The organism is Paenibacillus pseudetheri (genome assembly GCF_924513355.1).
In the GTDB taxonomy this organism is placed as follows: domain Bacteria; phylum Bacillota; class Bacilli; order Paenibacillales; family Paenibacillaceae; genus Paenibacillus_AQ; species Paenibacillus_AQ pseudetheri.
Genome location: NZ_CAKMAB010000031.1, coordinates 46124 through 58601, shown reverse-complemented (window position 1 = coordinate 58601; position 12478 = coordinate 46124). Strand labels below are relative to the sequence as shown.

Below are 12478 nucleotides of genomic sequence, written 5' to 3'. Positions count from 1 at the left end.
AAGAAAAGTAGGTTTTAGAGTGTTATGAATACGCTTTAATAAGAGAGGGAGATGCACGCAATGAAACGTAGGTTATGGTATGTACCCGTTCTAATTACATCTATTCTTCTTTCTACCGTGATTAATTTGTTTGTCTTAACACCGCAAAAGGCTGAAGCGGCCAGCATCGGCACGATTAATGAGAACGACACTATTTATCAGATTATGGTTGATCGATTTAATGATGGAGATACTTCCAACAATGCTACTGGTGCGGCAATTCGCTATGGAGAAAACTCTGAGGAAGATTTCCGTTATATGAAAGGCGGAGACTGGCAGGGGATTATCGATAAGCTATCATATATTAAAAATATGGGCTATACCGCGATTTGGATTTCCCCAGTGGCTGAGCCACAAATGACTAACCGGGAAAACAATGGTACCGGTAAAAATACAGCCTATCACGGATACAACGTTAAGAACCCTAACGCTGCCAATCCATACTTCGGAACGAAGGAGAAGCTGAAGGAGCTTGTGGATTCCGCACATGCGCTTGGCATCAAAGTAGTGATTGACGTAGTGCCAAACCACATCGGTGATTATATGCTAGGTTCCCAAGCTTATTATGATATCCCATCATTACAGCCAGTGGCTCCGTTCAATAATCCAGCATGGTACCACCATAATGGAGATATTAACTGGTCACTAGCGGATGGAAGATATGATCAGTGGGCGCAGGATCACTTAGAGAATCATGATTTGGGCGGGCTAGATGACATTGATTTCGATGTTCCTGCGGCTAAGCAGGCGATATTCGATTCCATCAAAGGGTGGTTTGATTATACAGGCGCTGACGGTGCGCGTGTGGATGCTGCCAAGCTAATGAAGCCAACAGATATTGGTGAACTACAAAATTATCTGGGCGTTAATACATTTGGCGAAAATTTCGACGGTAATGCTGAATTTGTCTCACGTTGGGTCGGAAACAATAAGGAATGGGGCATGCTCGATTTCCCAATGTTCTTCTCCGTACTTAACAGCTTTGCTTATGGACAGTCCTTTGAGTCCAATATCAAAAGCACCTTGGCACAGGATTCCTACTACAACGGGAATGCCAATCACATGGTTACCTTTATCGACAATCATGACCGCAACCGTTTTCTAACGGAAGCCGGGGGAAGCGTTGATAAGCTGCAGAATGCTTTGACCTTTATTTTTACAGTTCGTGGAACACCGGTTGTCTTCCAAGGGACAGAGCAGAACAAAGGCAATGGCAACAGTCAGATCATGACAGGCGGTATTGCTGATACTTGGAACCGTTGGTCAATGATGAAGCGGGATGCAAGCGGAAACGTGATTGAGAACTATTTTAATGAAAATGCCAGCACCTTCAAGCACGTAGCCAAACTTAATGAGATTCGTAAAAATAACCCAGCGCTACGTACAGGTACTCAACGTGAAATGTGGGCTGCACAGAACTTATATGCCTTCTCACGTCGTATTGACAGTGGAACTAATCAAGGTCAAGAAGCTATCTCTGTATTCAGTAATCAATCTAACGGTTCGCAAACGGTAACCATCCCACTGCGCGCTGAGAGTAGTTTGACCGCAGGAACAGTTTTGTATAATCAGCTGAATACTGCAGATACAGTGACTGTACAATCAGGCGGAGTAACTGGAAAGCAAATTACTGTAACTGTAGGTGCGAATTCAGCCAAAATCTATGCGAAACAACAACAACCATCAGAAACAGTTCCTCCAACTACTCCGACCAATGTAACGGCAACGGTTCAGAATGCATCTAGCGCTTTGATTAGCTGGACGGCTTCTACCGACAACGTAGGCGTAACTGGATATGAAGTTTATCGTAATGGTGTCAAGGTAGGCACAACGGCAACCACTTCCTATACGGACAATGGTTTATCCGCTAGCACTACCTATAACTACACGGTAAAAGCATTTGATGCCGCAGGTAATCTATCTCTTCTTAGTGCGATTGCGTCTATTACAACACCGGCAGGGAACAGTGTCACGATTTACTATAAGCAGGGTTATACCTCGCCTTATATTCATTATCGCCCAGTAGGAGGTACATGGACGACAGCACCGGGTGTGGCTATACCTGTATCTGATATAGCCGGATACAACAAAATAACGATTAATATCGGCTCCGCCAGCCAGCTTGAAGCATGCTTTAACAACGGCAGTGGCACATGGGACAGTAACGGGGGGAGCAACTATCTATTCGGTACTGGAACCTGGACTTATACGCCAACAGGAAGTATTACATCGGGTGGACCAGTGACACCGACACCAACGCCAACGGTAACACCGACACCGACACCGACACCGACACCAACGTCAACACCAACAGTAACACCGACAACTACGCCGACAGTAACCCCAACACCAACGCCAACGGTAACACCAACACCAACACCAACACCAACGCCGACAGTAACTCCAACACCAACGACTACACCGACTGGCAATACTGCAACGATCTATTATAAGAATACGGCTTATAGCAGCTCTTACATTCATTACAAGCTGGATGGGGCGACAGTCTGGACGACGGCTCCTGGTGAACAGCTTCAAGCTTCTTCTTTCCCAGGATATAAGTCGATCACAATTCAGCTGGGCACTGCAGCCGGACTGACCGCAGCCTTTAATAATGGCAGTGGTACATGGGATAACAACGGCAGCAGTAATTACCATTTTGATGCTGGAACCTGGAGCCTGGTAAACGGAAGTATCAGCGCAGGGGAACCTCAAGCAGACAGTGTGACGTTCCGTGTAAATGCTCCAGCGTCTACTCCGGCGAGCGGACCTGTGTATCTTACCGGTACCTTCAACACCTGGAATGCAGCGGATCCAGCCTATCAACTGACTAAAGGTAGTGATGGAGTGTATTCCATCACACTGAGTTTACCAGCAGGAACAGCGGTGCAATATAAAGTTACGCGGGGCGCTTGGACTAATGTGGAGGTAAACTCGAACGGATCGGACATTTCCAATCGAACGCTTACTCCAGCAGGCGGCGCACAAACAGTGAACCTGACCGTGCAGCGTTGGAAAGATCTATAAGTTGTTATTCGAGTGGATGATGATACCTTTTACATGACAAGGAGCGGCCCCCGTGTGGGGCCGCTCCTTGGTAAGTAGTACGAAGCATTTTCATTGCAGAAGATACAATAGAAAAGTCGTCCAATTACGAAGTTGCTCCAGAGAATCTAGTTCTCATCGTGGATTCACGAGGAATTAGTTCTGGCTCTAGTAGCAAATGCTTGTGGGGCGCATCATTGCCACGAATGCGCTCCATCAGCAGCTGCCCTGAGGATACACCCAGCTTGAACGTATCGATATTAAGCGAAGTTAAAGGAGGTGTTGTATAACGGGACAGCGGATAATCATCGAAAGCGGCGATGCCGAGTTCAGATGGAACATCAATTCCGAGTGCTTTTGCGGCTTGAAGCACCCCAAAAGCTACATAACTATTCATGCATACTACTGAGTCTGGCCGTTCTTCACGCTGCAAAAGCTCAAGTGCAGCATGATAGCTATCATGTTCCTCAGCCTTGCAGTTAATGATCCATGGCTGAGGAACGGTAAGGTCAGCCTGCTGTAATGCATTTAAGTATCCACCTAGGCGATGGGTATAAATTTTTTCTTGCTGTTGCCCGCCTATGAAGGCTGTCTTTGAATAACCTTGTTCGATGAGATGCTCGGTCAGCATGTTGCCGCCTGTTTCATTATCGAAATCAACCCAACTCCCGGGGGTCATAATCTCTCCAATGGAGATGTAAGGAAACTCCAGTTGATTCAGTGCTTCAGATAGCTCTTCAGTCAGCACGGAGTTGTTGGCAATAATACCGTCGACACGTTTGCTAAAGACAAGCCTATTTAAAAAATGGCCTTCTGGACTGTTATGTTGCACATTGGAAATAGTCAGCTCGTATTTTAAAGGTGCAATTACGCTCTCGATTCCACCAATAATGTTGTAGAAGAATTGGTTCAGAAACTCACTTTCTTTAGACATATCGACCAGTAGGCCAATATTGCAGCTGCTTTGTCTAGCTAACCCAGTAGCGATACTGCTTGGCGTGTAGTTCATTTGCTTCATAATCTCTCGAACCTTTTGTTTCGTTTCCTGTGATATTTTTGGGGAATCATTTAGTACTTTAGATACAGTAGATTTTGCCACATTGGCTGCTTTAGCAATATCAGAAATCGTTACTTTCATCGTCGTCCCTCATAACTTGAAAACGGTATTTGTAACCATAATAACACAAATTTAGCAGTCTCTCTAATGATGTATGAACAGATAGATAGATCGATAAAAGTATAGAAGGAGTCCATAAGTTATGCCTCAATCATGGTTTGTATATCATACAAGTGAAGATCCATTTGCCTATCCTGTAGGTACAGGGACCCTGAAGCTCAGATTATTTACACAAGCAGGACAGCAATTATCCTGTACCGTAATCCACTCGGATCGTTATGATTCTCCGGGGCAAGAAGTCCCTTTGCAGATGGAGCGGATTGGGTCGGCCGGTATTTATGAGATTCATGAAGCAATTATTCAGACCAGCACTAGAAGAAGCAGATATCTATTCCATATAGCGAATGCTGCGGGGCAGTATGTCTGGTATGGAGAGAGGGGCGCGTCAGAGAATCGGGAACGTGCAGGTTCTTTTCAATATGCATACCTCCACCATTCTGAGGCCTTGAAGTTACCTTTATGGAGCCAGGATGCGGTGACCTATCAAATTTATCCTAGCAGCTACAATGGTGGAACTCTAAAAGGCATTACGGACAAAATACCTTATCTACAGCAGCTTGGTGTGAACACTATTTACATGACGCCTGTATTTGAGTCTCCTTCCGAGCATAAATATAACACCTCCGATTATTATAAGATCGACCCTGCATTTGGTGATGTGGATGGATTGAAGACGCTAGTCAGTGAGGCGCATCGTCATGGAATTAAGGTCATTTTGGATGCCGTGTTTAATCATTCGGGAGATCAATTTTTTGCTTTTAAAGATGTGATGGAAAAAGGCGAGCAGTCTCCATATAAAGATTGGTTCTTTATTCGTTCTTTTCCCGTTACACAGACGCCTGCCCCGAATTATGAGACATTCGCTAAAGCTGAAGCGCATATGCCTAAGCTGAATATGGATCATCCTGACACGGCTAAATATATGATAGAGGTTGCTAAGTATTGGATTCGTGAGACAGCGATCGACGGCTGGCGTCTTGATGTAGCGAATGAGGTCAACCCCGCTTTTTGGTCCCGGTTTCGGCAAGAGCTCAAGTCTGATTTTCCTGGAATTCTACTCATCGGAGAGATAATGCATGCTTCTGGGCCTTGGCTTAGAGGGGATCAATTCGATGGTGGCATGAATTATGTACTTCGGGATGCCGTGCTGGAATTCTTTGCAGAGCAGTCAACAGGGCCAGATCGCTTTATGGAGCAAGTACTCCATCAGGAGGCATTGTATAATGACCAGGCAAATTCGGCTATGTTTCAATTGATTGGAAGTCATGATACGTTGCGTTTTCTTACAGCATGTAAGGAGGGGGGACGTGGCTGGGACCGCGAGAGTACGGCAATACAGCGCATGAGGTTGGCAGTTTTTTTTCAGATGACCTATATCGGTATTCCAATGATCTATTATGGGGATGAGGTTGGGATGGAAGGAGCTACGGACCCTCACTGTAGAAAAGCTATGGTATGGCAAGAGCAAGCTCAAAACACAGCGCTGCTGAAGTGGTATCAAGAACTGATTTTCCTAAGAAAAAGCTGTGATATTCTACGAAAAGGTAAGTTTCGTCCTTGGTTCACGGATGAAGTCCGTAATGCTTTCGGTTATACGCGGGGTATGGGTCAAGAAAAGATAGGTTTAATTATCAATAATTCTCCGAACGTGTACGAGCTTGAGCTTGATGCCTATCGTTCGGATAAGGATTTGCTAACCGATTTACTGTCAGGAGCTACTTTTAAAAGTACTAACAAGCTTATAGTGAGCATTGAACCTTTTGGCTGTTTAATGTTGTACTAAAATAGAATAAGGCCTCTCTCCAAAGGAGGGGCCTTATTCATCAAGAAACGGGTATCATCTCCAAAGGAGGGCGAAGCCGTTTCCTTTTTAAACTATAAGGAAGTATAAGTTTTACGCTATACATTATCCTTATATTTCTCGCATAAACGCTTACGTCCTTTAGGGATGCTGAAGGCGTTTTTCCTTGTTTGTAGCACTTTTTTTATTTTTATTCTTTAAGTCTCTATACTCCTGATTCTCCCATTGTTTTAGCAACGGAAAAGGGTCAAAAGCCCATTCAGTAATCCCTCGGTCACGGTAGATGCCAAAATGTAGATGTGGCGGGAATTTCCCTTGTGTTCCTGGGTTTCCGTAACCTGAGCTGCCAACCCAGCCAATGATTTCACCTGGTGAGACGATATCTCCACGAGAAATGGATTTGTTATACCCGGATAAATGGGCGTAATAATGGTAACGGTTCTCGATATCTCGAATTCCAATTCTCCAGCCACCGTAGCGGTTCCAGCCTTTAGTTTCCACTAAGCCAAAGCAGGTGCTGCGTACCGGCATACCTTGCGGTGCAAAGAGGTCAGTCCCTTCGTGGATACGTGCCCCACCCCAGCTTCTGCCGGTTCCCCAAGTGCTACGATAAGAATAAGAATTACTTAAGGGAAGTGGAAAAGCATTACCTGATAGGTCAAGCCGCCCAAAATGTTCATATAGCTTGGCGAACTGAGCTATGCGCTGAGAGGCACGGCCATTGTGATAATACTCCCAAATGCCAATGTTGAAATCATTAGCTGAATCACCATATTTCTGCAAGTGTCTAGCCATACTATATAGAACATCAGCATCATTCCCTGGATCGGCGATTCCATCTCCTGAGCCATCACGGCCGAAGCCGTTAAAGAAAGTGATGGATTCAGGAGAAGTATCCTCCTGATCCGGGTTGAGCGGACCGGACCATACGGGTGCTGGAATCATGATTCCTGTAAGACGGTTGGTGACGGGTTTGTCTGAAGCCCCTTTTTTGGCGATGGTGCGTTCATATTGATCAATGGCTGCGAATCTAAACCAAGGGATTCCAGTGGCTGCACTCAGTTGATCATAAATTCCCCTACGGGCAGACCATATAGATTCCTTGCTAGCATTAACAGGATTGCCGCTGCTTTCCACCGGTTGGACTATAGCCTGTACTGCAGCTGCTGGAACGGGAAGGCCTAAACCACCCCAAAGAATAGCAGCCGCGGACAGGCATAACATAGTTCTCCGGTTATTATTATTCTTAAATAGGGCCAGCAAGATAAGAGCCTCCTTTTGTCCGGGCTTAGAATTGAATATAGGCACTTCGGATGAAGCTTTTATTATAGATTGAAGCAAAAGGCTACTTTTTATCCGTTCTTGTCTAAAGGTACCAGTAAATTCTTCGCCGGAATCGAAGTCTTGCTGCCCTGCATATTTCACAAAAACAGGCAATTGTAAAGCGCACATGGTATAATATGAGGCAGCATCTTTCATCTACAGCAACACATTCAGGAGGAAGCGGGGTTTATTATTTTGACGAATGAAACAGCAAAGCAGCCTAAGCCGGATTGGATTAGAATCAAGCTTACTACCGGCGATAACTATCAGGAAATCAAGAGCATGATGCGTTCTAAAACTTTACATACCGTGTGTGAAGAAGCTAGGTGTCCGAATATTTATGAATGCTGGGCAAATCGAACGGCTACCTTTATGATTCTTGGTGATATATGTACACGCGCATGCCGTTTCTGTGCTGTGAATACAGGGTTGCCGACAGAGCTGGACCTGCAGGAGCCTGAACGTGTAGCAGAAGCTGCAGAGGGAATGAATCTTCGCCATTGCGTGGTGACCAGTGTGGCCCGTGATGATCTTGCGGATGGTGGGGCTCAGATTTTTGCTGAGACGGTAGCGGCAATCCGTAAACGCCTTCCGTTATGTAGTGTTGAAGTATTGATTCCAGATTTCCTGGGAGAACGGAATAGTCTAGAGATTGTTATGAACAGTAATCCGGACATTCTTAACCATAATATCGAGACGGTGGAACGGATGTCTGATCGTGTACGGGCTAAAGCGAAGTATCGCCGTTCGATGGAACTGCTGCGCAGAGCCAAGGAAATGAAACCGGATATTCCTACCAAATCAAGCATTATGCTTGGAGTCGGTGAAGAGTGGGATGAGATTTTACAAGCAATGGATGATTTACGAGCCGTAAATTGTGATATATTGACTTTAGGACAATACTTGCAGCCTTCTCCAAAGCATTTGAATGTGGAGAAATATTATCCACCAGAGGAATTTGCGCTGCTTAAGGAAGAGGGATTGAAGCGTGGCTTTAGCCATGTGGAATCAGCCCCGCTTGTTCGCAGCTCTTATCGTGCGCATGAGCAGGTGAAATCTGCCGCTCAAGCTCGTGAGGATCGTGCGGTTTCTTCTAGTTAATTTTTTATTTTTCAAGGTAGCAGGGGGCAGAAGGAGCGGAGCGATCTGAAGCCCTCCGCGCTTAGGCTACACACATAAAAACCGTTGATTTGAGTCATGGAGAGAAATGTTGGAGCTGTAGGAGCGTTAGCGTTCGCCTGAAAGCTTTCCGAAGGAAAGCTAGCATCGTAAGCATACACTGTTGATTTATTTCAACCGCGCTGATGCGGTTCAAATAAAAGAAATTAATCAACAACAGCGACCGAAAGCCCAATATTTCTCGGAAATGACGGCATAATCAACGTAAAGACCCCCAAAGAAAGGCAGGCGACAAAAGGTTTGATCGTTATAGGCGGAAAAGGCTACGAACTAATGTTAGATCATAAGGATGGTTGGAATCCGGAGGCGTTTCGCGGAAGATATAGTGAAGTGCTGGAGAGATACGACTACATTATTGGTGACTGGGGTTACAGTCAGCTGCGTTTGAAAGGTTTTTATCGGGACAACCACCCAAAGGTGAATCGGGATACAGCGATTTCTGGTATGGTCGATTATATTAATGAATATTGCAATTTTGGTTGCGCATATTTTGTGTTGCATAAGTTAAAAGAGGTACCACAAGAAGGTTTGTTCAAGGATATTCTGATCAAAGAAATACCAGAGCCGAGTGAGGAAGAAGATTCGGAGCTAGAAGCTGAAGAGAATGATGGAGCGGCTATAGATAAGGAGTTCTCCTCTAAAGAAGCATCATCTAAGCAAAGTTCGAATTCATCTGCTGCATTTAAAGAGATGACTTCTGCTAAGGATAAACCTTTGAGAGAACATCAAAGCCGAAATCACCGGGGTAAGGACTCGCAAGGGAAGAAATCCAAAAAAGAATTTCAAAGCAGACCACCACAAGGTCAATCCCAAAAGCCCCAAAACACACAGAAGCCTCAAAATAACCAAAACACACAAAATACACAAAACACACAAAACATAGAAAATCCACAATCATAAGATGAAAGCTGACCATAAGTAGAGTCCTTCTACGAATGAGACAGCTTTTTTCTAAATATAAGAATGTATAAGTTTCACGCTATACATTATCCTTATATTTCTCGCAAAAATGCTTACCGTCCATTTGGGACGCCTAAGGCTGTTTTGCTTGTCAGAAATGGATATCGTACAAAAAGGCAGCAAACCCCCATTTCTGGGGGAATTGCTGCCTTTTCTTATGGATTATTTTATAGATAATTTCAACTGCTTCTGTGTAGCATTGTAACTCCACACTAGTGCCGGAAACTTCTTCTTAAAGGCATTTAATTCAATGTAGGTCTCACCACTCTGGGTTAGCGCCTCTTTGGAGGAAAGCGTAAAGCCGGTGGACGAACCTGTTCCGCTCTTTACGATGACCTTCTTGTTCTTGGCATCCCAGGTAATCTCGCCCTCGACAAGCGCAGCCAGCACAAGCGATGAAGCATAAGTTTTATCACCCTGCTTCACAAGACCAACATTACCAGCAAAAGGAACGCCATTGATATTTAAGATATGATGATCTCCGGTGACTTCTAAAGTCTTCATTCCAGCAATCTGCAGGGCGGTAATCAGCTGTGCAGTTTTGCCTTTTACCTCAATATCCGGTGCGAGACCGATGTGATTAAAATCTTCTTTTTTAGGTGTTAAATATTTCTGCGTGGTCAATTTCAGCATGTCGCCATTAGACACCGTAAGTAGGCTTTGAATACGCGCTTTGCCGTAAGAACGAGTGCCTACAACAGTAGCCAGCTTGTTGTCACTTAGAGCGCCCGTAAGAGCTTCTGACGCACTTGCAGTGTATTCGTTGGTTAGAATTACGACGGGCACACCGATTTTGCTGCCACTAGTAATCGTTACAGGAGTTAACGCGCCACTTTGATCAGAGGTATACATCATGATGCCTTTATCCATAAAACTAGAGGCAATGTTGTATGCCGACTCCATGTAGCCACCCAAGTTATCACGTAAATCAAGCACCATGGATTTCATTCCCGCTGCACGCATCTTCTTCAGCATAGCGGCAAATTCTTCATCAGAATTCTGTGTGAAACCACTTAGCGAAATATAGGCAATTTTCGGACCCATGAGGGTTCCAAAAACGGAAGTTGAGTTCAATTCATTTCGGGTGACAACATAAGATTTTGTGACACCATTTCTGAGGATCAACAGGGTGACCTTAGTGCCTGCGGCTCCATTCAGTTCCGAATCATCCGTTTCGTCAACAGGTATTCCGTTGATTTTGAGAATCGTATCGCCGCGTTTCAAGCCTGCCTTTTCAGCAGAAGAACCTGGAGAGATTTCTTCGATGTAGAGCTCTGTTGGCGTATATTGAAGTTTAACACCAATGCCAACGTATTCGAGATCAACCGCATGTTCAAATTGCGCCGCTTCCTCGGAATTGAAGTATTGGCTGTATGGATCATCCAGTGTGTTCACCATGCCGTCAATTGCTCCGCGAATCAAAATATCTTTATCTACATCTGAAAGGTTATAGTTCTCCAATAGCTTCATTACTTCATTAATAAGATCACTGTTGTCTGTGGAAGCTTTAGCGGCATCTGCAGCGGAAGCCAGTGGAGCAAATGTAATAGATAAAGCTAGACAGCTAGTTAACAGTGCACTTATTACTTTTTTGGATTTCATGGAATCAAACACCCTTTTTATTAGGATTTCACAAGTTTATTGTAGACGTTATATGTGTCATCGATTGTCCATACACCAGTATCCGACTTGGATAGAATATAGATAAGGCCCTGCTCATAGGTCTCCTCTTCACTAGCTTCCTTGTCTTTGCTTTCTACATATATAGCAGCTTGTTTGGCACTGTAATAATAAATATTTGAAATGCCTGGAGTATAGGTAATATCATACGAAGCAAAGAAATCATCCAAATCTGCCTTGAGAGAGGAATCATATTCTTCTCCGTATGAAGTCATCGTGGAAAGAACTGCTGTAGGATTCTGTTCGTTCATTGCTTGATAATACTTGTTAATAGTATCTTTGATGGCATCCGCATCGTTTTGAGGGATGTTGGCTGCTGGTTTTAGACCATGTTCACGAGTAAGGAGAACGGTCGAGCTTTGGGATTCCACGGATGAGATCTTCCAGCTTCCGTTCTTGCGGACCAGGGTATATACGTATTCATTCTCTGTATCTGGAGTATAAGCCCCACCTATTCTGCGAGAACTTTCAAGCGTATACACAGTGGCTTCATCAGCTTTAATGTCGAGGATTTCCAAGCTATCAATAGTATTCTTTATGTCAAAAGCTTTAAAAGATTCATTGAGTTCGGCCACTGATTCCGTGTAAGAGTACTCCGAATCCATAAGGGAGTAGAAGCTAGTTGCTTTTTCTTCATTGAAATACTGATTAGACAAACGGATTAATGCTGAAATGGCTGCTTCGTCCTTACCTTTGGAGACAGGAGTAGTAATTTGTACACTTCTACTGGTAGAATTCCAGACAGCTGTGCCCCCGGTTGCCTCGGCGATAAAACGCAAAGGGATGTATGTAGTGCCAGCTGAGGAAACTGGTGCTGTGGTTAGTTTTTTAACGGTTCCGTTAACAGTAGCGCGGTTACTGCCTATTTTGAGGGTAATCGCAAGATTTGAACTTTTACCTGTTACCGTTCCAGTTTTGGCATCCCAGAGAACTTGAAGTCCAAGCTTCTCAAAGACAACCCGGAAAGGTACAAGTACAGAATTGTTCGCTAAGTATGGGGATCCAGCGGTGAAGGAAACCTTACTTCCGTTAATATAAACATCAATTGGTTTCGATGCTGCAAAAGCCGGGACCGCAAGTATGAGGGCCAGTAGACTTATGCTAAAGAGGGATAAAAATTTTTTCAACAGTACTCTCTCCTTTTATGTAACTCTTTGTAAAATAGCCTCATTATACCATTTGGCTTCTCTCTCAGTCTATCAGTTGGTGTTAGTTTTGTCACACAAAAAAGCTGGAGAAATGGATATCTCCAGCCACTGAAAATCGTTGGATCG

Annotated in this window: 8 protein-coding genes; 4 read left to right on the top strand and 4 right to left on the bottom strand. The window is 44.4% G+C overall.

The window, feature by feature from the left end; all coding sequences use genetic code 11:
- The first annotated feature begins 60 nt into the window (after window positions 1-60).
- Window positions 61-3066, top strand: coding sequence for an alpha-amylase family glycosyl hydrolase (locus tag L1028_RS22345; protein WP_234539824.1), 3006 nt, complete (start codon window positions 61-63; stop codon window positions 3064-3066).
- A gap of 124 nt (window positions 3067-3190) precedes the next feature.
- Here L1028_RS22345 and L1028_RS22340 read toward each other — a convergent pair whose 3' ends face one another.
- On the bottom strand, window positions 3191-4222 hold the full coding sequence (locus L1028_RS22340; RefSeq protein WP_234539822.1) for a LacI family DNA-binding transcriptional regulator: 1032 nt from the start codon (window positions 4220-4222) through the stop codon (window positions 3191-3193).
- 121 nt (window positions 4223-4343) lie between these two features.
- On the opposite strand from L1028_RS22340, the gene L1028_RS22335 reads away from it, so the two are divergent.
- Entirely contained in the window at window positions 4344-6044 is a 1701-nt protein-coding gene (locus L1028_RS22335; RefSeq protein ID WP_234539819.1) for an alpha amylase N-terminal ig-like domain-containing protein, read from the top strand.
- A 159-nt stretch (window positions 6045-6203) separates the two neighbouring features.
- Here the strand turns inward: L1028_RS22335 and L1028_RS22330 are convergent, their stop codons facing one another.
- Complete coding sequence (locus tag L1028_RS22330) at window positions 6204-7325, bottom strand: M23 family metallopeptidase (protein WP_234539817.1); 1122 nt, start codon at window positions 7323-7325, stop codon at window positions 6204-6206.
- A gap of 255 nt (window positions 7326-7580) precedes the next feature.
- On the opposite strand from L1028_RS22330, the gene lipA reads away from it, so the two are divergent.
- Together lipA and L1028_RS22320 are read left to right on the top strand one after the other, a co-directional pair.
- Window positions 7581-8486: a lipoyl synthase gene (gene lipA, locus L1028_RS22325; RefSeq protein ID WP_234539815.1), complete on the top strand. Its 906-nt coding sequence runs from the start codon at window positions 7581-7583 to the stop codon at window positions 8484-8486.
- A 351-nt stretch (window positions 8487-8837) separates the two neighbouring features.
- Window positions 8838-9464, top strand: a complete 627-nt coding sequence (locus L1028_RS22320) for a YutD family protein (protein WP_234539813.1) — start codon at window positions 8838-8840, stop codon at window positions 9462-9464.
- A 222-nt stretch (window positions 9465-9686) separates the two neighbouring features.
- Here the strand turns inward: L1028_RS22320 and L1028_RS22315 are convergent, their stop codons facing one another.
- Together L1028_RS22315 and L1028_RS22310 are read right to left on the bottom strand one after the other, a co-directional pair.
- Window positions 9687-11126, bottom strand: coding sequence for a S41 family peptidase (locus L1028_RS22315; RefSeq protein WP_234539812.1), 1440 nt, complete (start codon window positions 11124-11126; stop codon window positions 9687-9689).
- 20 nt (window positions 11127-11146) lie between these two features.
- Entirely contained in the window at window positions 11147-12331 is a 1185-nt protein-coding gene (locus L1028_RS22310; protein ID WP_234539810.1) for a copper amine oxidase N-terminal domain-containing protein, read from the bottom strand.
- Window positions 12332-12478 lie beyond the last annotated feature (147 nt).

What these genes read in the sequence shown, in the direction of transcription:
- L1028_RS22315 (WP_234539812.1), bottom strand. Translation starts at nt 11,126, where the DNA reads ATGAAATCCAAAAAAGTAATAAGTGCACTGTTAACTAGCTGTCTAGCT.
- L1028_RS22335 (WP_234539819.1), top strand. Translation starts at nt 4,344, where the DNA reads ATGCCTCAATCATGGTTTGTATATCATACAAGTGAAGATCCATTTGCC.
- L1028_RS22345 (WP_234539824.1), top strand. Translation starts at nt 61, where the DNA reads ATGAAACGTAGGTTATGGTATGTACCCGTTCTAATTACATCTATTCTT.
- L1028_RS22320 (WP_234539813.1), top strand. Translation starts at nt 8,838, where the DNA reads ATGTTAGATCATAAGGATGGTTGGAATCCGGAGGCGTTTCGCGGAAGA.
- L1028_RS22340 (WP_234539822.1), bottom strand. Translation starts at nt 4,222, where the DNA reads ATGAAAGTAACGATTTCTGATATTGCTAAAGCAGCCAATGTGGCAAAA.